The sequence below is a fragment of the Acidovorax sp. T1 genome, assembly GCF_002176815.1.
Lineage (GTDB): Bacteria > Pseudomonadota > Gammaproteobacteria > Burkholderiales > Burkholderiaceae_C > Acidovorax.
This window is the reverse complement of the sequence record NZ_CP021648.1, coordinates 810,515-835,214: the sequence shown is the minus strand read 5'-3', so window position 1 is coordinate 835,214 and position 24,700 is coordinate 810,515. Positions and strand designations below refer to the sequence as shown.

The window sequence follows — 24,700 nt, the reverse complement described above, 5'->3', positions numbered from 1 at the left end:
ATGAAATAGGCCTCTGGCGCTTGATTGACAAGCGCCAGCAGCTATCAAAAAAAGAGTGAATACCCCAGCCCCCACCCTGGCCCATGCGCTGGCCCAGGCCCGCTCCCTGGGCCTGGAACGCATCGACGCCCAGATGCTGCTGCTGCATGCCCTCGCCCGCCCCGACGCCAGCCGCGCCTGGCTGCTGGCGCACGACACCGATGCGCTGGAGCCCGCGGCGCACGATGCGTTCATGGCCCTGTGCCAGCGCCGCGCAGCGGGTGAGCCCGTGGCCTACCTCACGGGGTGCAAGGAGTTTTACGGCCTGCAACTGGCCATTGACGCCCGTGTGCTCGACCCGCGCCCCGACACCGAAACGCTGGTGGACTGGGCCCTGGAAGTGATCGCCCCCCTGCCCGCCCCGCGCGTGCTGGACCTGGGCACCGGCAGCGGCGCCATTGCGCTGGCCCTGCAACACCAGCGCCCCACGGCCCAGGTGCTGGCGGTGGATGCCAGCGCCGATGCCCTGGCCGTGGCGCAGGCCAATGCGCAGCGCCTGGCGCTGCCCGTGCGGTTTGCACTGGGCCATTGGCTGGACGGCGTGGAGGGACGGTTCGACGCCATCGTTTCCAACCCGCCCTACATTGCCGCCGCCGACCCGCACCTGGCCGCCCTGACGCATGAACCCTTGCAGGCCCTGGCCAGCGGTACCGACGGGCTGGACGATATCCGCACCATCGTGGCCCAGGCACCGGCGCACCTTGCGCCTGGCGGCTGGCTGCTGCTCGAGCATGGCCACGACCAGGCCGAAGCCGTCTGCGCGCTGCTGCGGGCGCAGGGTTTTGTGCAGGTGCAAAGCCGCAATGACCTCGCCGGCATCGCGCGTTGCACCGGCGGGCAGTGGCCGACAGTGAAATAATCCCCCCATTGCGGGCCCACGCCCGCCAGCCCTCTACAAGGAGAATCCCATGAGCGACACCCAACAACGCATCGACGCCCTCGTAAAATCCAGCGACATCCTGCTGTTCATGAAAGGCAATGCCAGCTTTCCGATGTGCGGCTTTTCGGGCCGTGCCATCCAGATCCTCAAGGCCTGCGGCGTGGACACCAAGGCCCTGACCACCGTCAACGTGCTGGAAGACGAGGAAATCCGCCAGGGCATCAAGGAATACAGCAACTGGCCCACCATTCCGCAGCTGTACGTGAAGGGCGAGTTCATTGGCGGCTCGGACATCATGATGGAGATGTACGAATCGGGCGAGCTCAAGCAGGTGCTGGGCACCCAGGGCTGAACGCCCCGGGCCACCGGCCCGGGCATACCGCGCTTCAAGGCCGCTTTCGGGCGGCCTTTTCGTTTTGCAGGGCGGCAGTATTTGCACCCATACAGGGCTTTTCCTGCGTGAAGGCAGGCATGTTGTGTGCTTGAATGATTGCGTGACCCATCCATCACAGGAGCATGCAATGAACCACCATAGCCTTGTTCCCCAGTCCCCGGCGCTGCACCTTCCGGTGGCGCAGATTCGCCAGGTGTTCCAGCCCGCCGATGTCGAGCGCAAGCTGGCGCGGCTGCAGGAGGCTGGCAACCAGCGCGAATATGAAGCCCTGCGCACCGTGTACGAACGCATGCTCGAGCGCGGCCCCGAGCGCTTTCAGGTCAAGCCCTCGGGCGTGCCCGACATGGCGGGCCTGTATGAGCAGCTGCCCAATTTCACCGAGGTGCTGGACGACGTGAAGCGCCATGTGGCGCTGGCGCAGGACAGCCGCGATGGGCTGGAAGTCACGCCCATGCTGCTGCTGGGGCCGCCGGGCATCGGCAAGACGCACTTTGCCCGGCACCTGGCCGAGCTGCTGGGCACGGGCATGAACCTGGTGTCCATGAGCTCCATGACGGCGGGGTGGCTGCTTTCGGGCTCGTCGTCCCAATGGAAAGGCGCCCGCCCCGGCAAGGTGTTTGAAGCCCTGGTGGACGGCGAGTACGCCAACCCGGTGATCGTGGTGGATGAGATCGACAAAGCAGCCTGCGATGCCCAGTATGACCCGCTGGGCGCCTTGTATGGGCTGCTGGAGCACGACACCGCGCAATGCTTCACCGACGAATTCGCCGAGGTGGCCATCGACGCCAGCCAGGTCATCTGGATCACCACCGCCAACGACGAACGCGGCATTCCCGAGCCCATCCTGAACCGCATGAACGTGTTTGCGGTGCAAGCCCCCACGCCCGATCAGGCCCGCGCCATTGCCCGCAACCTCTACCAGGGCCTGCGCGCCGGGCACGACTGGGGGCGCCTGCTGGACCCGGAGCCACTGGACGATGTGCTCGACCAGCTGGCGCAGATGGCGCCGCGCGAGATGCGCCGCGCACTCATGACCGGTTTTGGCAATGCGCGGCTGGACCAGCGCTCCACGGTGGAAGTGGCCGATCTGCCCCGCAGCGCTGCGGGCAAGGGCCGCATCGGTTTCGTGCAATAGCCGCGCGTGCGCGGGCGCGGGCCGGGCCATTGCGGTGGCCCCACCCTGGTCTGCGCCGGGCATGCACGCCGCTACACTCACAGGGCCCGGCGGGTCCGCCGCCCGGGTTTGCCCGGTTTTCCGCACCATGACCCTGACCCAAAGCCTGCTCGTTATTGGCCTGCTCATCGCAGCCAGCGCCTTCTTTTCCATGGCCGAGATCTCGCTGGCCGCCGCGCGCCGCCTGCGCCTGCGCCAGATGGCCGACGAGGGCGACGCCCGCGCCGACCGGGTGCTGCGCCTGCAGGAGCAGCCGGGGGACTATTTCACCGTGGTGCAGGTGGGCCAGAACGCGGTGGCCATCCTGGGGGGCATCGTTGGCGAAGGCGCGCTGAGCCCGCATTTCGCCGCGCTTGCCGGCCTGTGGCTGTCGGATGGCCATGCCCAGACCGTCGGGTTTCTGGCGTCGTTCCTGGTCATCACCTCGCTGTTCATCCTGTTTTCCGACCTGTTTCCCAAGCGCCTGGGCATGGCCGAGCCAGAAAACCTGGTGGTGCGGCTGGCGCAGCCCATGGTGTTTTTGATGACCGTGCTGCGCCCGCTCGTGTGGTTCTACAGCAAGGGCGCAGATGCGCTGTTCCGCCTGCTGGGCCTGTCGTCGCTGCGGGACGACCGCATCACCTCCGACGACATTCTGGCCATGATGGAAGCCGGTGCCCGCGCCGGCGTGCTGGCCGCGCGCGAGCAGCAGGTCATCACCAATGTGTTCGAGCTCGATACGCGCATGGTGTCGAGCGCCATGTCGCCACGCGACCGCATTGCCTTCTTTCTGCGCGATGAGCCGGACGCCGTGATCCGCCTGCGCATCGCCGCCGAGCCCTTCTCGACCTACCCCGTGTGCGAGGGCGACATCGACCATGTGGTGGGCTACGTGGACGCGAAAGACCTTTTCCAGCGCGTGCTGAACAACCAGCCCATCTCGCTGGCCGACGACAGCCTGGTGCGCAAGGTGCTCATCGTGCCCGACCGGCTCACCTTGTCCGAGGTACTGGAGCAGTTCCGCCAGGTGCACGAGGACTTTGCCGTCATCGTGAACGAATACAGCCTGGTGGTGGGCGTGGTCACGCTGAACGACGTGATGAGCACCGTGATGGGCGATCTGGTGGGGTCCGCCGATGAGGAGCAGATCGTGCGGCGCGACGAAAACTCGTGGCTCATCGACGGCGTCACCCCGGTGGAAGATGTGCTGCGCGCACTGCATCTCGACGAACTGCCGCACAGCGACGAATACGAAACCCTGGCCGGGTTCCTGATGGTGATGCTGCGCCGCGTGCCCCGGCGCACCGACAGCGTGAGCTGGGGCGGCTACAAGTTCGAGGTGCTGGACGTGGACAGCTTCCGCGTCGATCAGGTGATGGTGTCGCGCCTGAAGCCCGTGCTGGCGGACAACGGCAACGCGGCAGATCCTGTGGCGCCGGCTGCGCACTGACACTCCGCTTGCGCCGTCGCCTGGCCGCGCCGCCCTCGCCCGTCAGGCCGCTGCGGGCTTTTCGCTGAACTGCCAGTTGCGCTGGGCGCCAAACACGGCATCGGGATAGGGCGAGCGCCCCCGGCTGCCGTTGTAGCGGCCCAGGGCCATGAACAGGTCGCCACGTTCGCGGTCAAGGTAGTGGCGCAGGATCACGCAGCCAAAACGCAGGTTGGTCTGCATGTGAAACAGCTTGCCCGGGTCGCCGTCGCCGATCACGCGCGTCCAGAATGGCATGACCTGCATGTAGCCGCGCGCGCCCACGCTGGACACGGCAAACTTGCGAAAGGCGCTTTCCACCTGGATCAGCCCCATGACCAGCGACACATCGAGCCCCGCGCGCTTGGACTCGTACCAGACGGTCTGCAGAAAGTCGCGGCGCACTTCCCATTCAGGCTTGCGACGGCGCAGGCGGTCGCTCATGGTGCCCAGCCAGCGCAGGTAGTGGATGCGGGCTTCGGTGGTGAAAAACACCGGCTCGGGCGGCGCCTGGTTGGCAATGGCCGAACTGAGCGCCGTGCGCACCGAATCCATCAACGGCTCTTCCAGCTGCCCGCCCGCATGGGCCTGCGCAGGCGCCACCAGCCATGCGGCCGGCGTGGCCAGCGACACCAGGCATGCACGCCGGGAGACACCAGTCACGGGCGAGGCCATTGCGGGCCGATCGGGCAGATCGCGCGCGCTCGTCATACCGCCATGCGGCCCTTCACATGGGCCAGAATGTCGGCGACCGCCACCTTGGTGGCAGCCGCATCGCGGCGGTGCTGGTACTCGACCATGCCGTCCTTGAGGCTCTTGTCGCCAATGGTCACGCGGTGCGGCACGCCGATCAGTTCCCAGTCGGCAAACATGGCGCCGGGGCGCTCGCCCCGGTCGTCCAGGATCACATCGACGCCAGCGGCCAGCAGGTCGGCATACAGCGACTCGGCCGTGGCCTTGACGGCTTCGCTGCGGTCCATGCCCACCGGGCAGACCACCACGGTGAAGGGCGCAATTGCATCGGGCCAGATGATGCCGCGCTCGTCATGGTTTTGCTCGATCGCGGCCGCGGGCAGGCGGGTGATGCCGATGCCGTAGCAACCCATCTCCAGCGGCTGCGGTTTGCCGTTTTCGTCCAGGAAGGTGGCGTTCATCGCGCGGCTGTATTTATTGCCCAGATAGAAGACATGGCCCACTTCGATGCCGCGCTCGATGGCCAGCTCGCCTTTGCCGTCAGGCGAGCGGTCCCCTGCCACCACATTGCGCAGATCGGCCACGGCATCGGGCTCGGGCAAATCGCGGCCCCAGTTCACGCCAGTGATGTGGAAGTCGGGCTCATTGGCGCCGCAAATCCAGTCGGCCATCAGCGCCACTTCGCGATCGGCCACGATCTTGAGCGGCTTCTTCAACCCGATCGGCCCCAGATATCCGGGCTTGCAGCCGAAGTGCTCGTCAATCTCGCCCAAGGTGGCGAAACGGAAACCCTCCAGACCCGGCACCTTGGCCACCTTGATCTCGTTCATGTCATGGTCGCCGCGCAGCAAAAGCAGCCAGACCTGGGTCTTGACGATCTCGCCGAGTTCGTTGGTCTCGTCGGTGGCCAGCACCAGCGACTTCACCGTGGTGCTCAGCGGCACACCCAGATAATCGGCCACGTCGGCGCAGGTGCTCTTGCCCGGGGTGGCGGTCTTGGCGAGGGCTTTGGTGGCGGCAGCACGCGGGCCCACGGGCGCCAGCGCCTCGGCCTTTTCCATGTTGGCTGCGTAGTCGCTTTGGGGGCAGTAGACGATGGCGTCTTCGCCCGTGGCTGCAATCACCTGGAATTCCTCGCTCAGGTCGCCACCAATGGCGCCGCTGTCGGCGGCGACAGCGCGGTAAGTCAGGCCGAAACGGTCAAAGATGCGCCGGTAGGCCTGGGCCATGACCTGGTAGCTGGCCTTGGCTGCGGCAGGGTCGCGGTCGAAGGAATAGGCATCCTTCATGGTGAATTCACGTCCGCGCATCAGGCCAAAACGGGGCCGGCGCTCGTCGCGAAACTTGGTCTGGATCTGGTAGAAGTTCTTGGGCAACTGCTTGTAGCTGCGCAGTTCCTGGCGCGCGATGTCAGTGATCACTTCTTCGCTGGTTGGCTGCACCACGAAGTCGCGGCCATGGCGGTCCTGGATGCGCAGCAGCTCGGGGCCCATCTTCTCGAACCGCCCCGTTTCCTGCCACAGCTCTGCGGGCTGCACCACCGGCATGGTCAGCTCCACCGCGCCAGCGCGGTTCATTTCCTCGCGCACGATGGCCTCGACCTTGCGAATCACCCGCAGCCCCATGGGCATGTAGTTGTATATGCCTGCGCCCAGTTTCTTGATCAGACCCGCCCGCATCATGAGTTTGTGGCTGACCACTTCGGCATCGGCCGGAGCTTCCTTGAGGGTGGAGATAAAGAATTGGGAGGCTTTCATCGGAATCGATTTCAGGCAGAACGGAACGGCCCACTTGCCGCGCACTAGGCGCCGTGCATAATGGACGCAGTTTAAAAAATTGGGGTTTGATTATGCTTGACCGGGACGGCTTTCGGCCGAACGTCGGCATCATCCTGCTCAACCAGAAGAACCAGGTGTTCTGGGGCAAACGCATTCGCACCCACAGCTGGCAGTTTCCGCAAGGTGGCATAGACCGGGGCGAAACCCCTGAGCAAGCCATGTTCCGCGAACTGCACGAAGAGGTGGGACTGCATCCCAACCATGTGCGCTTGGTCGCCCGTACGCGGGACTGGTTGCGCTATGAGGTGCCTGACCGGTACATCCGCCGCGATGCGCGCGGACATTACAAGGGCCAGAAACAAATCTGGTATCTGCTTCAGCTCATTGGCCACGATTGGGATCTGAACCTCCGGGCCACCGACCATCCCGAGTTTGACGCCTGGCGCTGGCACGACTATTGGGTTCCGCTGGATGTGGTGGTTGAGTTCAAACGCGGCGTCTATGAAATGGCCCTGACCGAACTCGCCCGTTACCTTCCACGCCACGAGCAACGCAACCGCTACCTGCGCAGCGGCATGCGGGCGCGCGACACGGAGCCGCAAAGCGGCCCCATGCACCGCGCAGGCTCGCTGTTGCTGAACCCGGGTGTGGAGCTGCCTCCGGGCGCCAGTTTTGACCCCGATCCCCAAAACAGTGTGCCGGCAGAGCTTGAAGCCTTGCCGCCCCCAGGCATGGCGCCGCGCTCCATCTAAAGCGGCTTACCTGCAGAGCCCGCGTCAGCATGCGAATGCGTGCTCTCAACACCTGGTGGCTAGACGATGCACCCCATGACTTAACAAGGGCGCATCAGCCCGCTGTAAGCACCAGATTGTCGCGGTGCACCATCTCCGACTCCGCGACATAACCGAGCAGCTTTTCAACCTCGGAAGACGGTTTGCGGCACAACAGCCGGGCTTCCGCGCTCGCATAGTTGGCCAGCCCGCGCGCAATTTCCCGCCCCGACGGATCGCGCACCGCAATCACTTCGCCGCGCGAAAAATCGCCCTCCACTGCCGTCATGCCGATGGGCAGCAGGCTCTTGCCCTCGTCGCGCAGCTTGGCTGCGGCACCGGCATCAACGACGACAGCGCCGCGCATTTGCAGGTGGTCGGCCATCCACTGTTTGCGGGCCTGTTTTTTGGCCGTCTGGGCCACCAGCAAGGTGCCCAGTGCCTCGCCTTGCACCAGGCGCACCAGGACATTCTCTTCCCGCCCCCAGGCGATCACCGTAGACGCCCCGGACCCCGCCGCCCGCTTGGCAGCCAAAATTTTGGTGATCATTCCACCCTTGCCAATGCTGGAGCCCGCCCCCCCGGCCATGGCTTCCAGGGCCGGATCACCCGCTTGCGCCTCATGCACGAACTGTGCGGCAGGGTCTTTGCGGGGATCGGCCGTGTACAGCCCTTTCTGGTCCGTGAGGATGACCAGCGCATCCGCCTCGACCAGGTTGGCCACCAGCGCACCGAGGGTGTCGTTGTCGCCGAACTTGATTTCATCCGTGACCACGGTGTCGTTTTCGTTGATCACCGGCACCACACCCAGGCGCAGCAAGGTCAGCAAGGTCGAGCGCGCATTGAGATAGCGCTCACGGTCTGCCAGATCGGCGTGCGTGAGCAACACCTGCGCGCTGCCCATGCCCTGTTCGCGCAGCTTGGTCTCGTACATCTGCGCCAGCCCCATCTGCCCCACCGCTGCTGCGGCCTGCAGTTCGTGGATTTCCTGCGGGCGCGCGGACCAGCCCAGGCGCTTCATGCCTTCGGCGATCGCACCGCTGGAGACCATCACCACCTCACGGGGTGCACCGCCGCCATCGCCGCGCACCAGGGCTGCCAGCTGGCGGCTCCACTCGCCGATGGCGGTTTCATCCAGACCACGGCCTTCATTGGTCACAAGGCTGGAGCCCACCTTGACCACGATGCGGCGGGCATCTCGCAATACGCTGGAAACCATTTTTCGATTCATTTTGGCCTCTAGCGCTTATGAATCAAGCGCCATCAGCTATTAAACACATAGCAAAACAGATTGCGCGAAAGGCCCATGCCGTCAGACGGGTGCATCTCCAGCAAACCGTGGATCCACTTCCACCGGCTCGTTTTCGATGCGTTGCTCAGACTGCACATGGCGGAAGATCGCATGGATCAGCGGCTCGCAACCCTCGCGCGTCAGCGCAGAAATCTCGAACACCGGCCCCTTCCACTTGAAGCGTTTGACGAAGTCTTTGACGCGCGCCTCTCGTTCATCGGCTGGCACCATGTCGAGTTTGTTCAGCACCAGCCAGCGCGGCTTGTTGTAAAGCTGCTGGTCGTATTTTTTCAACTCGTTCACGATGGCCTTGGCCTGGGCCACCGGATCCACGGCGTCATCAAAGGGCGCCAGATCCACAATGTGCAGCAGCAAACGGGTGCGCTGCAGGTGGCGCAGGAACTGGTGGCCCAGCCCCGCACCTTCAGAAGCACCTTCAATCAGGCCAGGAATATCGGCCACCACAAAGCTCTGCTCGGGCCCCACGCGCACCACCCCCAGATTCGGGTGCAGCGTGGTGAAGGGATAGTCGGCGATCTTGGGGCGCGCGTTGGAGACCGCCGTGATGAACGTGGATTTGCCCGCATTCGGCATGCCCAGAAGACCCACGTCGGCAAGCACCTTCAGTTCGAGTTTCAGGTTCTTCTTCTCACCCGGCCAGCCTGGCGTCTTCTGGCGCGGCGCCCGGTTGATGGCGCTCTTGAAGCGCATGTTGCCAAAGCCGCCATCGCCGCCCTTGGCGATGGTGATGACCTCGCCGGGATTGAGCAGCTCGTACAGCACCTCACCCGTCTCCGCGTCGGTGATGATGGTGCCCACCGGCATCTTCAGCGTGATGTCGGAGCCTGCGGCACCAAACATGTCCGAGCCCATGCCATGCTCGCCCCGCTTGGCCTCATGGCGGCGCGAATAGCGAAAGTCCACCAAGGTGTTCAGGTTGGGGTCGGCCACGGCAAACACATGCCCCCCGCGCCCCCCGTCACCCCCATTGGGGCCGCCGAACTCCTTGTATTTTTCGTGCCGGAACGACACGCAGCCATTGCCACCATCACCGGCAGCAATGTCAATATAGGCTTCATCGACGAACTTCATGGGGTATCCAGTTTACAAAAGAGCGCGAGCCAGGCGGGCGATGCCTCCTGAAAGCGCAAAGCCCCGTCCATGCGGGGCACGCGGGCCAGCACCATAGCACCGGCACACGCCTTAAACAACAAAGCCCCGACAGGGCGGGGCTTCGATTGCTGCCAGAGGAATCAACCTCAGGCGGGAGTCACATTGACCGTGGACTTGGACAACGCACCCTTGGTGCCGAACGACACGTGGCCATCCACCAGGGCGAACAAGGTGTGGTCCTTGCCCACACCGACATTGCTGCCGGGGTGGAAACGCGTGCCGCGCTGGCGCACGATGATGGAGCCAGCACTGATCAGTTCACCACCGAACGCCTTGACACCCAGCATCTTTGGCTTGGAGTCGCGCCCGTTTCGCGTAGAGCCGCCGCCTTTTTTCTGTGCCATGACATCAGCTCCTTTTTAAGCAGCGATCACGCCGATTTGCAGTTCGGTGAACTGCTGACGGTGACCTTGACGTTTCTGATAGTGCTTGCGACGGCGCATCTTGAAGATGTGCACTTTGTCGTGCTTGCCGTGCGCCACGACGGTGGCTTTCACGGTTGCGCCGGACACCAGGGGAGTACCCACCTTCAGTTCAGCGCCGTTGCCGACAGCCAGAACCTGGTCGATCACAATTTCCTGGCCTACGTCCGCAGCAATCTGTTCTACTTTAATTTTTTCGCCGGAAGCAACGCGATACTGCTTGCCGCCGGTTTTTATGACCGCGTACATGTTGACCTCTTGATATGAGTTCTGCAGACGGATTTCCGCAGAGCCAAAAATTATACCACCGGACGAAAAATTAGCCAACCACTGCGCGCACTGTGCCGCAATCACATCGGCAATGGTCATCCTGTGCGCAGGCCTTCCTATAATTCGCAGCACTTTCTGCGTGCCACCCTATCTTGACCTCCCCCATCATCCCCGCCGCCACGTCGCCATTGACGATCATCACCGACGACATGCGCGAAGTGGACCGCGTCATTGCCCAGCGTCTAACGTCCAGCGTGCCCCTGGTGGCGCAAATCTCCCAGTACATCATTGCAGCCGGTGGCAAGCGGCTGCGCCCGGCCCTGCTGCTGCTGATATGTGGTGCCCTGGGTTATCGGGGGCAGCACCGGTTCAGCCTGGCTGCAGTCGTCGAGTTGATCCACACAGCCACCTTGCTGCACGACGACGTCGTGGATGCCTCCACCCTGCGCAGGGGACGCGCCACCGCCAATCAGACCTTCGGCAATCCCGCTAGCGTACTGGTGGGCGATTTTCTGCACTCGCGCTCATTTCAGATGATGACGGAGACTGGAAACCTGCGCGTCATGGATGTGCTGTCCGAGGCCACCAACGTCATCGCAGAAGGCGAAGTACTGCAACTGATGAACATGCACGATGCCTCCCTGGATGAATCAGGGTACTTGCAAGTCATCCGCTCCAAGACCGCCAAACTCTTTGAAGCCAGCGCACGGTTAGGCGCCATTCTTGCGGCAGCGCCCCCAGCCATCGAAGAGGCCTGCGCAACGTATGGGCAAGCATTGGGCACAGCGTTCCAAATCATTGACGATGTACTCGACTATGACGGGGACACGGCGGAAATGGGGAAAAACCTGGGCGACGACCTGCGCGAAGGAAAATCCACGCTGCCACTCATCGTGGCCATGCAACGAGGCTCTTCCGAGCAAGCTTCCATTGTGCGGCACGCCATTGAAGAAGGCTCCACAGATCGCCTGGACGATGTGGTAGCCATTGTCCGAACCACCGGAGCGCTGGAAGCAGCGCGCACAGCCGCCTTCGCGGAAGCCCGCCGCGCAATGGCTGCCGCGGAGCAGTTGCCAGCGGGCAACTACGCAACGAGCTTGCTACAATTAGCAGCTCAATTGCTTGAGCGCCGCGCCTGAATTTCTGCTGCATCGACCAGAAATTGTAATCAGCGGTATCAATGCACGGGGTGTAGCTTAGCCTGGTAGAGCGCTACGTTCGGGACGTAGAGGCCGGAGGTTCGAATCCTCTCACCCCGACCATTCTCAGCACACATCAAACACGTTCCACACACTGTGGCAATACAGCCATATGGCAGCGCTGTACAGGGCGCGAGTGTTCGGCGATGATAGGATGGTTTCTTCCACCACTAATTGCCCGGGTTACATGGCCGCTGTTGATACTGTCCAGAAAGAAGCCTCCTCAGTAGCCCTCCCAGGATTGGGCCGCGCGCTGATATCGGCGGGAAAGCTGACACAAAAATCAGCCGAGGAAATTTACAAAAAGTCACAAACAAGTCGCACCAGCTTTATCGCTGAGTTAACCGGCTCAGGCATCGTTTCCGCCTCGGATTTGGCGCACACCGTTTCGGCTGTTTTTGGCGCACCATTGCTGGACCTGGACGCCATAGATCCACTGCGTCTTCCCAAAGACCTGCTCGACGCCAAAATTTGCAACGCTTACCGGGTGGTTGTTCTCAGCAAAAGAAACAATCGGCTCATAGTGGCCACGGCAGATCCAACAGATCAGGAAGCCGCCGAGAAAATCAAATTCACCACCCAAATGGGGGTGGACTGGATTATTGCAGAATACGATAAGTTAAGTCGTCTGGTAGAAAACAGCACAAAATCCACCAGCGAATCCATGGATACGCTGATCAGTGGCGGGGGTGATTTTGAATTCGATGATGTCACTGTTGAAGAAGCCACGGAGAGTACGGATGCTGGAAGCGACGTTGAAGACGCTCCAGTCGTCAAGTTTGTGCACAAGATGCTGCTCGATGCTTTCAATATGCGGGCCTCTGATCTGCATTTCGAACCTTATGAGCACCAGTATCGGGTGCGGTTTCGTATTGATGGAGAATTGCGCGAAATTGCATCCCCCCCTATTGCCATCAAGGACAAATTAGCCTCCCGCATCAAGGTTATTTCGCGCCTCGATATTTCCGAGAAACGGGTGCCCCAGGATGGGCGCATGAAATTGAAAGTGGGTCCCGACCGGGTCATCGACTTTCGTGTGAGCACCTTGCCCACGCTGTTTGGCGAAAAAATCGTGATTCGTATTTTGGATCCCAGCAGCGCGAAACTCGGCATTGATGCGCTAGGTTATGAGGCCGTGGAGAAAGAGCGCCTACTGGCAGCGATCGGTCGTCCTTACGGAATGGTTTTGGTCACCGGCCCCACCGGGTCGGGCAAGACGGTTTCGCTCTATACCTGTTTGAACTTGCTCAACAAACCTGGTGTCAATATCGCCACGGCCGAAGATCCATCTGAAATCAATCTCCCAGGAGTGAACCAAGTCAACGTCAACGAAAAGGCCGGGCTCACCTTTGCGGTGGCTCTCAAGTCTTTTCTTCGTCAGGATCCGGACATCATCATGGTGGGTGAAATTCGCGATCTGGAGACCGCCGATATTTCTATCAAAGCGGCGCAGACGGGACACCTTGTTCTTTCAACCTTGCATACCAATGACGCGCCCACCACATTAACTCGCATGCGCAATATGGGAATTGCGCCCTTCAATATTGCGTCCAGCGTTATATTGATCACGGCCCAGAGACTGGCCCGTCGGCTTTGCCCTGTTTGCAAGACACCTGCTGATATTCCCCATGAAACACTGGTGGATGCAGGTTTTCCTGAGCATGAGATCGATGGCTCTTGGGTAACCTACCGCCCTGTTGGCTGCTCTGCCTGCAACAACGGATACAAGGGCCGTCTGGGGATTTATCAGGTCATGCCAATTACCGAAGAGATTCAGCGCATCATCCTGCGCGACGGCAGCGCGCTGGAAATTGCGGAACAAGCCAAACGGGAAGGCGTACGTTCTTTGCGTGACGCGGGTCTGCATAAAGCGAAATTGGGCCTCACTTCATTGGAAGAAGTGCTGGCAGTGACCAACGAATAACTCAAAACCGAGGGCGCTTTATGGCAACCGCAGCATCCAAACGCGACATCAAGGACTTCGTCTTTGAGTGGGAAGGCAAAGACCGCAACGGAAAGATTGTCAGGGGGGAAACTCGTGCCGGAGGGGACAATCAGGTACAGGCCATGTTGCGGCGCCAAGGGGTTTTCCCCACCAAGATCAAGAAGCGCCGCATGCGCTCTGGCAAGAAGATCAAACCCAAAGATATTGCCTTGTTCACCCGCCAACTGGCTACCATGATGAAGGCTGGGGTGCCATTGCTACAGGCGTTCGATATTGTGGGACGCGGCAACACCAATGCCAGCGTGACCAAATTGCTGAACGATGTGCGCTCGGATGTTGAAACCGGCACCTCATTGAATGGCGCATTTCGCAAATACCCCATGTATTTCGACAGCTTGTATTGCAACCTGGTCGAGGCAGGGGAGGCTGCAGGTATTCTGGAAGCGCTTCTCGATCGCCTGGCGCTTTACATGGAAAAGACCGAGGCCATCAAGTCCAAGATCAAGTCGGCACTCATGTACCCGATTTCGGTGGTGATCGTGGCGTTTGTGGTGGTCACCGTGATCATGATTTTTGTGATTCCGGCCTTCAAGGAAGTCTTCACCTCGTTTGGTGCAGATTTGCCCGCCCCCACCCTTTTCGTCATGGCCATCAGCGAAATATTCGTGAAGTGGTGGTGGTTGATTTTCGGCGTGCTGGGTGGCGGGTTTTACTTCTTCATGCAGGCGTGGCGCCGCAGTGAAAAAGTCCAGATGTTCATGGACCGCCTGATGCTGCGCATGCCCATTTTTGGCGCGCTGGTGGAAAAATCCTGCGTCGCCCGCTGGACCCGGACGCTTTCGACAATGTTTGCTGCAGGCGTGCCCTTGGTGGAGGCACTGGACTCCGTAGGGGGCGCCTCAGGGAATTCGGTCTATTCCATGGCGACCGACAAGATTCAGCAAGAGGTTTCTACGGGAACCAGCCTGACTGCGGCAATGGGCAATGCCAATATCTTCCCTTCCATGGTGCTGCAGATGTGCGCCATTGGGGAGGAGTCAGGTTCCATCGACCACATGCTGGGCAAGGCGGCCGACTTCTATGAAGCGGAAGTGGACGACATGGTGGCCGGGCTCTCCAGCCTGATGGAACCCATCATCATCGTGTTTTTGGGCACCCTGATTGGTGGCATCGTGGTGTCGATGTACCTGCCGATTTTCAAGCTCGGTCAGGTCGTCTGATGGGCGTAGATATCTGGGCAGAACCCGCCATCGCGGGCCTGGTGGGTTTGCTGCTGGGCAGCTTTCTCAATGTTGTGATTCACCGCTTGCCCCAAATGATGGAGCACCAATGGGCGCAGGAGCATGCGGCATTCGCGGCTGGCGGCGCCCATGCTCCGCCCGCGGCAAGCAGCGAAGCCACTTTCAATCTGTGGACACCGCGTTCACGCTGCCCCTCGTGTGGGCATGCGGTGCAGTGGTATGAAAACATACCGGTGCTGAGCTATCTGTTTCTGCGCGGGCGTTGCTCGGCGTGCCATGTGCGCATCAGCGCGCGCTACCCCCTGGTAGAAATTCTGACCGCGGCGCTTTTTGCATTTTGCGTCTACCAATGGGGCTTGACGCCCACGGGCCTGGCCTGGTGCGGTTTCTCGGCCGCCCTGGTGGCCCTGGCGTTCATCGATTGGGACACCACCTTGCTGCCCGACGACATCACGCTGCCCTTGCTCTGGGCGGGGTTGCTGGCATCGGCCGGGCGCTGGATCGATGTTCCGCTGCTGGCTTCCGTGACAGGCGCCGCAGCGGGTTATCTCTCGCTGTGGCTGGTGTACTGGGCCTTCAAGCTTGCCACGGGCAAGGAGGGCATGGGATATGGCGACTTCAAGCTGTTTGCCGCGCTGGGCGCCTGGTTTGGCTGGCAGGCGCTGGTCCCCATCATTTTGATGTCTTCCGTGATCGGTGCACTGGTGGGGATTGGCCTCAAAGTCTTCAACAACCTGCGTGAAGGCGGCTATGTGCCTTTCGGCCCCTTCCTGGTGGGCGCCGGCCTGACGGCCATGGTGTTCGGGCCCCATGCCATTTTGCAAACGGTGCTGAATCTGTTCGGCCTGTGATCATGCAACGGCCAACGCATGTGGGGCTGACCGGGGGCATTGGCAGCGGTAAAAGCACGCTGGGGCAGATGCTCCAGTCCTGCGGCGCAGCGCTGATCGATGCGGACGCGATTGCCCGTGGCGTCACTGCAGCCGCAGGCGCCGCCATTGCGGATATCCGGGCTGCCTTCGGACCGGACGCCATCGATGCCACCGGCGCCATGGACCGCGCGCGCATGCGCGCCCTGGCCTTTTCCGCCCCCCAGGCACGCGCCCAGCTGGAAGCCATCGTGCACCCCTGGGTCACACGGCTGGGCGACCAGCAAGCACAGGATGCATGGTCCGCAGGGCATCGCGTCATCGTCTTCGATATTCCCTTGCTGGTGGAATCGGGCCGCTGGGCACGCAAGCTCGATGCCGTGGTGGTGGTGGATTGCAGCGCCGAAACGCAGATCCACCGCGTCATGGCGCGCAACGGACTGCAGCGCGCTGCGGTGCAAGCCATCCTGGACACACAGGCAAACCGTCCAGCCCGGCGCGCCGCCGCAGACGCCGTGGTTCTGAACGATGGCATTGCGCTAGACACCCTGCGCAGCCATTCATTGCAACTGGCCCGCCTGTTCGGGCTATGATGCTATAGAGTTCTTGGCAACCACTTCCATGCCGTGCGCCACCGGCGTCAGAACATCCACTGAGCCTCCAGGAATCCGCCAGCGTGATCCTTTACGAATACCCCTTTAACGAGCGCATCAGAACCTATCTGCGGCTGGAGCAGTTGTTTCGCCGGCTGGGAGAGCTGATTCCTCGCCAGCATCCGCTGGACCATCACTTTGCCCTCGTCACCATCTTTGAGATCATGGACGTGGCGGCGCGTGCCGACCTGAAATCCGACGTTCTCAAAGATATCGAGAAGCACAAGCACCAGCTCGACAGCTACCGTGGCAATCCCTCCATTTCAGAGGCGGCACTCGATGCCGTGGTGGCGCAGCTGGACCACTGCTTTACATCGCTCAACCACCAGACGGGCAAGTCGGGCCACGCACTCACCGAAAACGACTGGCTGATGAGCATCCGCAGCCGCGTGGGCATTCCTGGCGGCACTTGCGGCTTTGATCTGCCAGCCTATTACGCGTGGCAGCACAAGGACGTGGCGGAGCGCCAGCACGCGCTGGAGCAATGGGCATCCACCCTCGCGCCCCTGGCGGAATCCATTTACGTGCTGCTCAAATTGCTGCGCGACACGGGCGTGCCGCAAAAGGTGGCGGCCGAGCGCGGCCAGTTCCAGCAGAACCTGCCGCAAGGCCGCACCTTCCAGTTGCTGCGCCTGCGCATCGATCCCGCGCTGGAGCTGATTCCGGAGATCAGCGGCAACCGCCTGATCGTGTCGGTGCGCCTGATGCGGCAGGAGCCCGATGGACGCCTGCAGTCGTCCACCGAAGATGCCGCTTTCGAGCTCACGCTCTGCGCCTGAAGGAGGCCTGCAGATGGCAACCGAAACCCCACCGGGTGGAGCCACCCGCCTTGTCACCTGCCCGCAGTGCGGCGGCGACAGCATCTACAGCCCCCAGAACCGCTATCGGCCCTTTTGCAGCGAGCGCTGCAAGCAGATAGACCTGGGCGCCTGGGCCAGCGAGGACTTTCGCATGCCCGCCGAGGCACCACCGGACGACGCACAGTACGGTGACCCGCGCCACCAGCACTGACGGCAGTTCGGTTGCGGGCAACCCAGGGATATGCATCAAATCCGACGCAAGCGCTTATTGGATAAGCGCTGGCAGCTATTAATTCAGTAGCTATTCCACTGAAAACTGCTGGCCACGTTCCTCGGCCAGCCATTGCAGCACAGGGTAAGCACCGGGCAACACCGGCGCCACGCTCAAAGGCATCTGCTGCCAGGCCATCGTCTGGCCCTCGCGCATCTCGAACGCTCCGGTCCACTCCGAAACCTTGCACCAGTGCAGGCGCACCAGGGCGTGGGGGTAGTCGTGCTCAGTCACCTTCCAGACGCTGGCGGGCCCGATGGTCACCCCCAGCTCCTCGATCAGTTCGCGGCGCAGGGCTTGCTCCACCGTTTCGCCCGCCTCCAGCTTGCCACCCGGAAACTCCCAGTAGCCCGCATAGGGCTTGCCAGGCGGGCGCGTGGACAAGAGCATCGCGCCATCCGCGCGCAGCAAGATGCCCACGGCCACCTCGGTGTGCTTGCGCTCAGCCACTGTGCCGCCCCGCATAGTCGCGCGCGAACTGGTAGGCCACGCGGCCGCTGCGCGAACCGCGCTCCAGCGCCCAGACCAACGCCTCAGGGCGTGCCGCCACGATGGCGGATGCCGGCACGCCGAGCGACGACAGCCACTGGGCCACGATGGTCAGGTACTCATCCTGGCTGAAGGGGTAAAAACTGACCCACAAGCCAAAACGCTCCGACAGCGAAATCTTCTCTTCCACCGCCTCGCCGGGATGGACCTCGCCATCGTCGGTGTGGGTGTAGGTGCGGTTTTCCGCCATGTACTCGGGCAGCAGGTGGCGCCGGTTGCTGGTGGCATAGATCAGCACATTGGGCGTGGCCGCGGCCACCGAGCCGTCGAGGATGGACTTGAGCGCCTTGTAGCCCGGCTCGCCGTCTTCAAAACTCAGGTCGTCGCAGAAGACGATGAATTTCTCGGGCCGGGCGGACACCACATCCACGATGTCGGGCAGATCCGTCAAGTCGGCCTTGTCCACCTCGATCAGGCGCAGGCCCTGGGCCGCATGGGCGTTCAGGCAGGCCTTGATGAGCGAGGACTTGCCCGTGCCGCGCGCACCGGTCAGCAGCACGTTGTTGGCGGGCAAGCCCTGCACGAACTGCTGGGTGTTGCGCTCGATCTTTTCTTTTTGCCCGTCAATTTCCTTGAGGTCCGCCAGCTGCATGGCCGCCACATGGCGCACGGGCTCTAGGGTGCCGTGCCCGCTGCTGCGCTTGCGGTAGCGCCAGGCAATGGCAGCCGACCAGTCGGGCGCGCCCAGGGGCTGGGGCAGCACGGATTCGATGCGCGCGATGAGCTGCTCGGCGCGCTCGATCAGGTGTTCAAATTTTTCGTTCATTTTGGCCTGTAGCGCTTATGGGTAAAGCGCTAACAGCTATTATTTGAGGAGCAAATTTACGAGCGGTAGTCCGCATTGATGGTCACGTATTCGTGGCTGAAATCGCAGGTCCACACCGTGTCCACGGCGTCACCCCGGCCCAGCAGCACGCGCACGGTGATCTCGCTTTGCTTCATCACGCGCTGGCCGTCTTCCTCGCGGTAGGCGGGGTTGCGCCCGCCTTGCACGGCCACATGCACGTCGTCGAGATAGAGGTCGATGCCGGTCTGGTCAAGGTCCGCGATGCCCGCATAGCCCACCGCCGCCAGGATGCGGCCCAGGTTCGGGTCGCTGGCATAGAACGCCGTTTTGACCAGCGGCGAGTGGGCAATGGCATAGGCCACCTGGCGGCATTCCTCGCCGGTCTTGCCGCCCTCCACCCGCACAGTGATGAACTTGGTGGCGCCTTCACCATCGCGCACGATGGCCTGGGCCAGCTTTTGCGCCACGCCCAGCATGGCGGCCTTGAGGGCCTTGCCGTCAGCGCTGTCCAGTGCCATGATGGGCGCGTGCGCCGCCTTGTTGGTGGCGACCACCACGAACGAATCGTTGGTGGAGGTGTCGCCATCGATGGTGACGCGGTTGAACGAGCCATCGGCCAACTCACGCGCCAGCTGCTGCATCACCGCGGGATGCACGCAGGCATCGGTGGCCATGAAGCCGAGCATGGTGGCCATGTTGGGGCGGATCATGCCCGCGCCCTTGCTGATGCCGGTGATGGACACCGTGGCACCACCGATCTGCACCTGGGCCGAGAAGGCCTTGGGCAGGGTGTCGGTGGTCATGATGCCTTCGGCCGCACGCGCCCAGTGATCCGGCTGCGCATCGGCAATGGCGGCGGGCAGGCCAGCTTCGATGCGGTCGTGGGGCAGCGGCTCCATGATCACGCCGGTGGAGAACGGCAGGATCTGCTCGGGCGCCACGTTGAGCTGGCGCGCCAGCGCAATGCAGGTGGCCCGAGCACGCACCAAACCGTCGGCGCCCGTGCCGGCGTTGGCGTTGCCGGTGTTGATCACCATGGCGCGAATGGGCTGGCCGCTGGCCAGGTGTTCGCGGCTGATCTGCACCGGGGCCGCACAAAAACGGTTTTGGGTGAAAACACCCGCCACGCTGGCGCCCTCGTCCAGCAGGAACACAGTCAGGTCCTTGCGGTGGGCTTTGCGGACACCGGCTTCGGCAACACCAATACGGACGCCGGCAATCGGATGCAGATCGGCGGCAACGGGGGCAAGTAGATGGACGGGCATGGGGGTCTTTCTCAAAAAACTGCGGACGATTATCCGGAAAACCGTGGCGCGCAAATGAAGACACGGGCCGCGGCCCGTGTCGTCTGGTTCTGGTCAATCAGGCCAGTTTGCCATGGCACTGCTTGTATTTCTTGCCGCTACCGCAGGGGCAAGGGTCGTTGCGCCCCACCCGCACGCCTTCGGGCAAGGCCTGGGCCAGCGTCTGGGCGTCCACCGTGGTCTCCACTTCGCCCGTTTCGGTGGGCGCGGTGTAGGTCACGTTGGCAATGCTTTCGGCACGGCTTTCCATGTCCTGCGCGGCCTGGTCGAGCTGCGCTGGCGACTGCACCTGCACGGTCATGAGGATCTTGGTGACTTCGTTCTTGACCTGGTCGATGAGCTGGCGGAACAGCTCGAACGCTTCGCGCTTGTATTCCTGTTTGGGCTGCTTCTGGGCATAGCCGCGCAGGTGGATGCCCTGGCGCAGATAGTCCAGCGCGCTCAGGTGGTCGCGCCAGTTGGAATCGAAGCTTTGCAGCAGCACCACGCGCTCGAACTGGGTGAAGTTGTCACGCCCCACCTGTTCGATCTTGGCGTCAAACGCCGCATGCGCCGCCTGCAGCACCTTCTCGAGAATTTCGTCGTCGGTGATGCTGTGCGCGCCCTCCACTTCCTGCTGCAGCGCAATCGCAACCTGCCATTCGTCGGCCAGCACCTTTTCGAGGGCCGGCAGGTTCCACTGCTCCTCGACCGATTCCGCCGGAACATACGTGCGCACCAGATCGGTAATGCAGTCCTCGCGCATCGCGGCAATCACGTCCGACAGCTCGGCCGCATCCAGGATGTCGTTGCGCTGCTGGTAGATGACCTTGCGCTGGTCGTTGGCCACATCGTCGTATTCCAGCAGTTGCTTGCGGATGTCGAAATTGCGCGCCTCCACCTTGCGCTGGGCCGACTCGATGCTGCGCGTGACAATGCCCGCTTCGATGGCTTCGCCATCGGGCATCTTCAGGCGGTCCATGATGGCCTTGACGCGGTCGCCGGCGAAGATGCGCATCAGCGAATCATCGAGACTCAGGTAAAAGCGCGAGGAACCCGGGTCGCCCTGGCGGCCCGAGCGGCCGCGCAACTGGTTGTCGATGCGGCGCGATTCATGGCGCTCGGTGGCAATGATGCGCAGCCCGCCCAGCTCTTTGACCTTTTCATGGTCGCGCGCCCATTGCGCACGCACTTCGGTAATCCGGGCCTGTTTGGTGGGCTCGTCCAGCGATTCGTCCGTCTCCACGGCTGCCAGCAGCTTTTCAATGTTGCCGCCCAGCACGATGTCGGTACCGCGCCCGGCCATGTTGGTGGCAATGGTGATCATGCCGGCGCGCCCGGCCTGGGCCACGATGTCTGCCTCGCGGGCGTGCTGCTTGGCGTTGAGCACCTGGTGCGGCAGGCCTTCCTTGATCAGGAGCTGGTCGATGATTTCGGAGTTCTCGATCGACGTGGTGCCCACCAGCACGGGCTGGCCGCGCTCATGGCATTCGCGGATGTCCTTGATGGCGGCTTCGTATTTTTCGCGCGTGGTCTTGTACACGCGGTCCAGCTGGTCGTCGCGCTTGCTGGGGCGGTTGGGCGGAATGACCACGGTTTCCAGGCCGTAGATTTCCTGGAACTCATAGGCTTCGGTGTCGGCCGTGCCGGTCATGCCGGCCAGCTTGTTGTACAGGCGGAAGTAGTTCTGGAAGGTGATGGAGGCCAGGGTCTGGTTCTCGGCCTGGATGGTCACGCCTTCCTTGGCTTCCACCGCCTGGTGCAGGCCCTCGCTCCAGCGGCGGCCCGACATCAGGCGGCCGGTGAACTCGTCCACGATTACGATCTCGCCGTTTTGCACCACATAGTGCTGGTCGCGGTGGTAGAGGTGGTTGGCCCGCAGCGCTGCATACAGGTGGTGCATGAGCGTGATGTTGGCGGGGTCGTACACCGAGGCGCCTTCAGCAATCAGGCCCTGGCTGGCCAGGATGCGCTCGGCCGACTCGTGGCCCTGCTCGGTCAGGAAGACCTGGTGGGTTTTCTCGTCCAGCGTGAAGTCGCCAGGCTTGGTCACGCCTTCGCCCGTGCGCGGATCGGCCTCTCCCTCCTGGCGCACCAGCAGCGGCACCACCTTGTTCATGGCGATGTACATCGCTGTGTGGTCTTCGGCCTGGCCGCTGATGATGAGCGGCGTGCGCGCCTCGTCGATCAGGATGGAGTCGACTTCGTCCACGATGGCGAAATTGAGGCCATGCTGAACGCGGTCCCGCGCTTCATAGACCATGTTGTCGCGCAGGTAGTCGAAACCATACTCGTTGTTGGTGCCGTAGGTAATGTCTGCGGCATAGGCGGCCTGTTTTTCCTCGCGTGGCATGTTGGGCAGGTTGATGCCCACCGTCAGCCCCAGGAAGTTGTACAGCCGCCCCATCCACAGGGCATCGCGGTTGGCCAGGTAATCGTTCACGGTGACCACATGAACGCCTTTGCCCGACAGTGCGTTCAGATAGACGGGCAGGGTTGCGGTCAGGGTCTTGCCCTCGCCGGTGCGCATTTCGGCGATCTTTCCGTAGTGCAAGGCCATGCCGCCGAGCAGCTGCACGTCGAAATGGCGCATCTTCATGATGCGCTTGGAGCCTTCGCGCACCACGGCAAATGCCTCTGGCAACAGGTCGTCCAGCGACTCGCCCTTGGCCACACGCTCCTTGAACTCCAGCGTCTTGGCGCGCAGCGCGTCATCGGTCAGCTTCTCATAGTCGGGTTCCATCGCATTGATGCGTGTGACCGTCTTGCGATATTGCTTGAGAAGCCGGTCATTGCGGCTGCCGAATAGTTTGGTAAGGAAGTTGGTGGCCATGCGAACAGGACCGCCCGCCATGCTCCAAAGAACATGTCAAGCGACCGAAACCCCTAAGATGAATTGATTTCAGGTGGGCCCACCGCCCGTGATTGCAAGCACTGCAACATCAGGCAACAGACTCCGGACCCAGGATTTTACCCGCCTGCTGCCAAGGCCCAGGGCAAAGCGGGTGTCCGCGATAATCCCATGCACCCTGACTTCACCACACCCCGTACAACAATACCCATGAACCGCCGCCACTACGCAATCACCTTGCAGCAAGCCAGCGAGGATTCTCCAACGCTGGCAAGGCTGGCGGCGCTCACGCGGGACTCCAGCGAACGATTTCAAGCCATTGAATTGCTAATCCCGGCAGCGCTGCGCTCTGCCGTACAAGCGGGTCCAATCGATGGAAACAGCTGGTGTTTGCTGGTCAAAAGCAATGCGGCGGCGGCAAAAATACGCCAATTGCTGCCTGCGTTGCAGGCGCATTTGCGAAGCCGGGGGTGGGATGTGAACTCCATTCGCCTCAAGATCCAAAACTGAGTCGCCCCGAGAAAAGGGGGGCGAGCCGCAAGACCGTTAGGGGACAAATGGTGCCGATTGTCGGAATCGAACTGACGACCTACCGCTTACAAGGCGGGTGCTCTACCAACTGAGCTAAATCGGCGAAGGCTGTATTTTATCCTGCAAATACAGCGCATTTTGGGGCGTGTGTTGCGCTATTTGATGCGTTTGAGGGCGGGGCGGGCGCTGCCCGAAGCGCGCGGAGGACGGGGATCGTCGCCACCTTCCTCGGTAGCCGTGCTGTCGCTGGGAACCAGTTGCACCACACGGTCGTCGGTGTTCCCCTCAGAGTCTTCCAGGATCGGGGCGGCCGAAACCGGCCCGCCGTCGAGCGTGGCAGCCGCCACATCCACCGGCGCAGGAAATGCCATGCCCTGCCCGTTTTCACGGGCGTAGATGGCAATCACCCGACCCACGGGGACCAGAATTTCGCGCGACTTTCCGCCGAAGCGGGCCTTGAACTCAATGAAATCATTGCCCAGCTGCAAAGAACTGGTGGCGTCGTAGCTGATGTTCAAAACAATTTCGCCGTCCTTCACAAACTCACGCGGCACCTGAACGGACCCATCCACCCGCACCGCCACGTAGGGTGTGAACCCGTTGTCAGTGCACCACTCGTAAAGGGCCCTGATCAGGTAAGGGCGCGTGGAGGTGGAGTCCGGGGCATTCATGGTGTGGCTAGGGTGCGAGTGTCGGGAGAGCCAGATGGCGCCAAGCTTACTTGCGCATCACTTTCTCTGATGGCGTGAGTGCTTCAATGTAGGCCGGACGCGAAAAAATACGCTCTGCGTATTTGAGCAACGGCGCTGCGTTCTTGCTCAGATCAATGCCGTAGTAATCCAGGCGCCACAGCAGCGGGGCGATGGCTACGTCGAGCATCGAAAAATTGTCGCCCAGCATGTACTTGTTCTTGAGGAACACGGGGGCCAGTTGCGTCAGGCGGTCACGGATGTGGGCGCGGGCTTTTTCCAGCGCCTTTTCATTGCCTTTGGTCGCGCGCGATTCCAGAATATTCACGTGCACGAACAATTCCTTCTCGAAGTTGAGCAGGAACAGGCGCACGCGGGCGCGGTCCACCGGGTCGCCGGGCATCAGCTGTGGATGCGGGAAGCGCTCATCGATGTACTCGTTGATGATGTTCGACTCATACAGGATCAGGTCGCGCTCCACCAGAATGGGCACCTGGCCGTACGGGTTCATCATGCTGATGTCTTCGGGCTTGTTGTACAGGTCCACATCGCGGATCTCAAAGTCCATGCCCTTTTCAAACAGGACGAAGCGGCAACGGTGGGAGAAGGGACAGGTCGTACCCGAATAAAGCACCATCATGGTGAGAGGCTCCTAAAAATCAAAAGAGTGGGACGCTAAAAAGCGCCCACTCTGTAAAGTC

General features: G+C 62.1%; 25 protein-coding genes and 2 tRNA genes. 14 read left to right on the top strand and 13 right to left on the bottom strand.

What is annotated here, in order from left to right:
* Positions 1 to 55: 55 nt before the first annotated feature.
* The 4 genes from prmC to CCX87_RS03990 all read left to right on the top strand — a co-directional run bounded on the left by prmC (position 56) and on the right by CCX87_RS03990 (position 3,916).
* The gene (gene prmC / locus CCX87_RS04005; RefSeq protein WP_087743935.1) at positions 56 to 898 is read left to right on the top strand and encodes a peptide chain release factor N(5)-glutamine methyltransferase; all 843 of its coding nucleotides are present in this window, start codon (positions 56 to 58) and stop codon (positions 896 to 898) included.
* A gap of 49 nt (positions 899 to 947) precedes the next feature.
* Complete coding sequence (grxD, locus tag CCX87_RS04000; RefSeq protein ID WP_087743933.1) at positions 948 to 1,271, top strand: Grx4 family monothiol glutaredoxin; 324 nt, start codon at positions 948 to 950, stop codon at positions 1,269 to 1,271.
* Between the two features lie 169 nt (positions 1,272 to 1,440).
* Complete coding sequence (locus tag CCX87_RS03995; protein ID WP_087743931.1) at positions 1,441 to 2,448, top strand: AAA family ATPase; 1,008 nt, start codon at positions 1,441 to 1,443, stop codon at positions 2,446 to 2,448.
* Positions 2,449 to 2,575: 127 nt separating this feature from the next.
* Entirely contained in the window at positions 2,576 to 3,916 is a 1,341-nt protein-coding gene (locus CCX87_RS03990) for a hemolysin family protein (protein ID WP_087743929.1), read from the top strand.
* A 42-nt stretch (positions 3,917 to 3,958) separates the two neighbouring features.
* On the opposite strand, the gene CCX87_RS03985 is transcribed toward CCX87_RS03990, so the two are convergent.
* Entirely contained in the window at positions 3,959 to 4,645 is a 687-nt protein-coding gene (locus tag CCX87_RS03985; protein WP_232476476.1) for a lytic transglycosylase domain-containing protein, read from the bottom strand.
* Positions 4,642 to 6,384: a proline--tRNA ligase gene (locus CCX87_RS03980; RefSeq protein ID WP_087748165.1), complete on the bottom strand. Its 1,743-nt coding sequence runs from the start codon at positions 6,382 to 6,384 to the stop codon at positions 4,642 to 4,644. Before CCX87_RS03980 ends, CCX87_RS03985 begins: the two co-directional genes overlap by 4 nt.
* Positions 6,385 to 6,476: 92 nt before the next feature.
* Between CCX87_RS03980 and CCX87_RS03975 the strand changes: the two genes are divergently transcribed.
* Positions 6,477 to 7,157: an RNA pyrophosphohydrolase gene (locus CCX87_RS03975; RefSeq protein ID WP_087743927.1), complete on the top strand. Its 681-nt coding sequence runs from the start codon at positions 6,477 to 6,479 to the stop codon at positions 7,155 to 7,157.
* A 94-nt stretch (positions 7,158 to 7,251) separates the two neighbouring features.
* Here the strand turns inward: CCX87_RS03975 and proB are convergent, their stop codons facing one another.
* From proB to rplU, 4 genes are all read right to left on the bottom strand, one after another.
* Positions 7,252 to 8,394: a glutamate 5-kinase gene (proB, locus tag CCX87_RS03970; protein ID WP_087743925.1), complete on the bottom strand. Its 1,143-nt coding sequence runs from the start codon at positions 8,392 to 8,394 to the stop codon at positions 7,252 to 7,254.
* 93 nt (positions 8,395 to 8,487) lie between these two features.
* Positions 8,488 to 9,558, bottom strand: coding sequence for an Obg family GTPase CgtA (cgtA, locus tag CCX87_RS03965; RefSeq protein ID WP_087743922.1), 1,071 nt, complete (start codon positions 9,556 to 9,558; stop codon positions 8,488 to 8,490).
* A gap of 167 nt (positions 9,559 to 9,725) precedes the next feature.
* Positions 9,726 to 9,983, bottom strand: coding sequence for a 50S ribosomal protein L27 (gene rpmA, locus CCX87_RS03960; protein WP_087743920.1), 258 nt, complete (start codon positions 9,981 to 9,983; stop codon positions 9,726 to 9,728).
* A gap of 15 nt (positions 9,984 to 9,998) precedes the next feature.
* Positions 9,999 to 10,310: a 50S ribosomal protein L21 gene (gene rplU / locus CCX87_RS03955; protein ID WP_024814187.1), complete on the bottom strand. Its 312-nt coding sequence runs from the start codon at positions 10,308 to 10,310 to the stop codon at positions 9,999 to 10,001.
* 230 nt (positions 10,311 to 10,540) lie between these two features.
* Between rplU and CCX87_RS03950 the strand changes: the two genes are divergently transcribed.
* The 8 genes from CCX87_RS03950 (at position 10,541) to CCX87_RS03915 (ending at position 17,249) form a co-directional block, all read left to right on the top strand.
* Positions 10,541 to 11,470, top strand: a complete 930-nt coding sequence (locus tag CCX87_RS03950) for a polyprenyl synthetase family protein (protein ID WP_198314762.1) — start codon at positions 10,541 to 10,543, stop codon at positions 11,468 to 11,470.
* 46 nt (positions 11,471 to 11,516) lie between these two features.
* Positions 11,517 to 11,593, top strand: a tRNA-Pro gene (locus CCX87_RS03945).
* 124 nt (positions 11,594 to 11,717) lie between these two features.
* A complete protein-coding gene (pilB, locus tag CCX87_RS03940) occupies positions 11,718 to 13,454 on the top strand; it encodes a type IV-A pilus assembly ATPase PilB (RefSeq protein ID WP_087743918.1) in 1,737 nt (578 codons plus the stop codon).
* A gap of 20 nt (positions 13,455 to 13,474) precedes the next feature.
* A complete protein-coding gene (locus tag CCX87_RS03935) occupies positions 13,475 to 14,695 on the top strand; it encodes a type II secretion system F family protein (RefSeq protein ID WP_087743915.1) in 1,221 nt (406 codons plus the stop codon).
* Positions 14,695 to 15,567, top strand: a complete 873-nt coding sequence (locus CCX87_RS03930; protein WP_087743913.1) for a prepilin peptidase — start codon at positions 14,695 to 14,697, stop codon at positions 15,565 to 15,567. The genes CCX87_RS03935 and CCX87_RS03930 overlap by 1 nt, the downstream gene beginning before the upstream one ends.
* A 2-nt stretch (positions 15,568 to 15,569) precedes the next feature.
* Entirely contained in the window at positions 15,570 to 16,178 is a 609-nt protein-coding gene (coaE, locus tag CCX87_RS03925) for a dephospho-CoA kinase (RefSeq protein ID WP_198314761.1), read from the top strand.
* Between the two features lie 83 nt (positions 16,179 to 16,261).
* Positions 16,262 to 17,017, top strand: coding sequence for a cell division protein ZapD (gene zapD, locus CCX87_RS03920; protein ID WP_087743909.1), 756 nt, complete (start codon positions 16,262 to 16,264; stop codon positions 17,015 to 17,017).
* A gap of 13 nt (positions 17,018 to 17,030) precedes the next feature.
* Positions 17,031 to 17,249, top strand: coding sequence for a DNA gyrase inhibitor YacG (locus CCX87_RS03915; RefSeq protein WP_087743907.1), 219 nt, complete (start codon positions 17,031 to 17,033; stop codon positions 17,247 to 17,249).
* A 90-nt stretch (positions 17,250 to 17,339) separates the two neighbouring features.
* Here the strand turns inward: CCX87_RS03915 and CCX87_RS03910 are convergent, their stop codons facing one another.
* The 4 genes from CCX87_RS03910 to secA form a co-directional block, all read right to left on the bottom strand.
* Positions 17,340 to 17,774 carry an NUDIX domain-containing protein gene (locus tag CCX87_RS03910; RefSeq protein WP_087743906.1) on the bottom strand — a complete coding sequence of 145 codons (435 nt, stop codon included), beginning with the start codon at positions 17,772 to 17,774 and terminating at the stop codon, positions 17,340 to 17,342.
* Positions 17,752 to 18,624 carry an ATP-binding protein gene (locus CCX87_RS03905; RefSeq protein WP_087743905.1) on the bottom strand — a complete coding sequence of 291 codons (873 nt, stop codon included), beginning with the start codon at positions 18,622 to 18,624 and terminating at the stop codon, positions 17,752 to 17,754. The genes CCX87_RS03910 and CCX87_RS03905 overlap by 23 nt, the downstream gene beginning before the upstream one ends.
* A 56-nt stretch (positions 18,625 to 18,680) precedes the next feature.
* A complete protein-coding gene (gene argJ / locus CCX87_RS03900; RefSeq protein WP_087743903.1) occupies positions 18,681 to 19,910 on the bottom strand; it encodes a bifunctional glutamate N-acetyltransferase/amino-acid acetyltransferase ArgJ in 1,230 nt (409 codons plus the stop codon).
* 97 nt (positions 19,911 to 20,007) lie between these two features.
* Positions 20,008 to 22,761: a preprotein translocase subunit SecA gene (gene secA, locus CCX87_RS03895; RefSeq protein WP_087743900.1), complete on the bottom strand. Its 2,754-nt coding sequence runs from the start codon at positions 22,759 to 22,761 to the stop codon at positions 20,008 to 20,010.
* Between the two features lie 228 nt (positions 22,762 to 22,989).
* Between secA and CCX87_RS03890 the strand changes: the two genes are divergently transcribed.
* A complete protein-coding gene (locus CCX87_RS03890; RefSeq protein ID WP_086913258.1) occupies positions 22,990 to 23,289 on the top strand; it encodes a hypothetical protein in 300 nt (99 codons plus the stop codon).
* Between the two features lie 48 nt (positions 23,290 to 23,337).
* Here CCX87_RS03890 and CCX87_RS03885 read toward each other — a convergent pair.
* From CCX87_RS03885 to CCX87_RS03875, 3 genes are all read right to left on the bottom strand, one after another.
* Positions 23,338 to 23,413: transfer RNA gene (locus CCX87_RS03885), tRNA-Thr, on the bottom strand.
* Between the two features lie 52 nt (positions 23,414 to 23,465).
* Positions 23,466 to 23,981: a ClpXP protease specificity-enhancing factor gene (locus tag CCX87_RS03880; RefSeq protein ID WP_086913259.1), complete on the bottom strand. Its 516-nt coding sequence runs from the start codon at positions 23,979 to 23,981 to the stop codon at positions 23,466 to 23,468.
* A 46-nt stretch (positions 23,982 to 24,027) separates the two neighbouring features.
* Positions 24,028 to 24,639, bottom strand: coding sequence for a glutathione S-transferase N-terminal domain-containing protein (locus CCX87_RS03875; RefSeq protein ID WP_086913260.1), 612 nt, complete (start codon positions 24,637 to 24,639; stop codon positions 24,028 to 24,030).
* Between the last annotated feature and the right edge of the window lie 61 nt (positions 24,640 to 24,700).

Bases quoted from the DNA above. Each gene is read 5' to 3' on its own strand.
- grxD (WP_087743933.1), top strand. From the start codon at position 948: ATGAGCGACACCCAACAACGCATCGACGCCCTCGTAAAATCCAGCGAC.
- CCX87_RS03995 (WP_087743931.1), top strand. From the start codon at position 1,441: ATGAACCACCATAGCCTTGTTCCCCAGTCCCCGGCGCTGCACCTTCCG.
- CCX87_RS03990 (WP_087743929.1), top strand. From the start codon at position 2,576: ATGACCCTGACCCAAAGCCTGCTCGTTATTGGCCTGCTCATCGCAGCC.
- CCX87_RS03985 (WP_232476476.1), bottom strand. From the start codon at position 4,645: ATGACGAGCGCGCGCGATCTGCCCGATCGGCCCGCAATGGCCTCGCCC.
- CCX87_RS03980 (WP_087748165.1), bottom strand. From the start codon at position 6,384: ATGAAAGCCTCCCAATTCTTTATCTCCACCCTCAAGGAAGCTCCGGCC.
- CCX87_RS03975 (WP_087743927.1), top strand. From the start codon at position 6,477: ATGCTTGACCGGGACGGCTTTCGGCCGAACGTCGGCATCATCCTGCTC.
- proB (WP_087743925.1), bottom strand. From the start codon at position 8,394: ATGGTTTCCAGCGTATTGCGAGATGCCCGCCGCATCGTGGTCAAGGTG.
- cgtA (WP_087743922.1), bottom strand. From the start codon at position 9,558: ATGAAGTTCGTCGATGAAGCCTATATTGACATTGCTGCCGGTGATGGT.
- rpmA (WP_087743920.1), bottom strand. From the start codon at position 9,983: ATGGCACAGAAAAAAGGCGGCGGCTCTACGCGAAACGGGCGCGACTCC.
- rplU (WP_024814187.1), bottom strand. From the start codon at position 10,310: ATGTACGCGGTCATAAAAACCGGCGGCAAGCAGTATCGCGTTGCTTCC.
- CCX87_RS03950 (WP_198314762.1), top strand. From the start codon at position 10,541: ATGCGCGAAGTGGACCGCGTCATTGCCCAGCGTCTAACGTCCAGCGTG.
- pilB (WP_087743918.1), top strand. From the start codon at position 11,718: ATGGCCGCTGTTGATACTGTCCAGAAAGAAGCCTCCTCAGTAGCCCTC.
- CCX87_RS03935 (WP_087743915.1), top strand. From the start codon at position 13,475: ATGGCAACCGCAGCATCCAAACGCGACATCAAGGACTTCGTCTTTGAG.
- CCX87_RS03930 (WP_087743913.1), top strand. From the start codon at position 14,695: ATGGGCGTAGATATCTGGGCAGAACCCGCCATCGCGGGCCTGGTGGGT.
- coaE (WP_198314761.1), top strand. From the start codon at position 15,570: ATGCAACGGCCAACGCATGTGGGGCTGACCGGGGGCATTGGCAGCGGT.
- CCX87_RS03915 (WP_087743907.1), top strand. From the start codon at position 17,031: ATGGCAACCGAAACCCCACCGGGTGGAGCCACCCGCCTTGTCACCTGC.
- CCX87_RS03910 (WP_087743906.1), bottom strand. From the start codon at position 17,774: ATGCGGGGCGGCACAGTGGCTGAGCGCAAGCACACCGAGGTGGCCGTG.
- CCX87_RS03905 (WP_087743905.1), bottom strand. From the start codon at position 18,624: ATGAACGAAAAATTTGAACACCTGATCGAGCGCGCCGAGCAGCTCATC.
- argJ (WP_087743903.1), bottom strand. From the start codon at position 19,910: ATGCCCGTCCATCTACTTGCCCCCGTTGCCGCCGATCTGCATCCGATT.
- secA (WP_087743900.1), bottom strand. From the start codon at position 22,761: ATGGCCACCAACTTCCTTACCAAACTATTCGGCAGCCGCAATGACCGG.
- CCX87_RS03890 (WP_086913258.1), top strand. From the start codon at position 22,990: ATGAACCGCCGCCACTACGCAATCACCTTGCAGCAAGCCAGCGAGGAT.
- CCX87_RS03880 (WP_086913259.1), bottom strand. From the start codon at position 23,981: ATGAATGCCCCGGACTCCACCTCCACGCGCCCTTACCTGATCAGGGCC.
- CCX87_RS03875 (WP_086913260.1), bottom strand. From the start codon at position 24,639: ATGATGGTGCTTTATTCGGGTACGACCTGTCCCTTCTCCCACCGTTGC.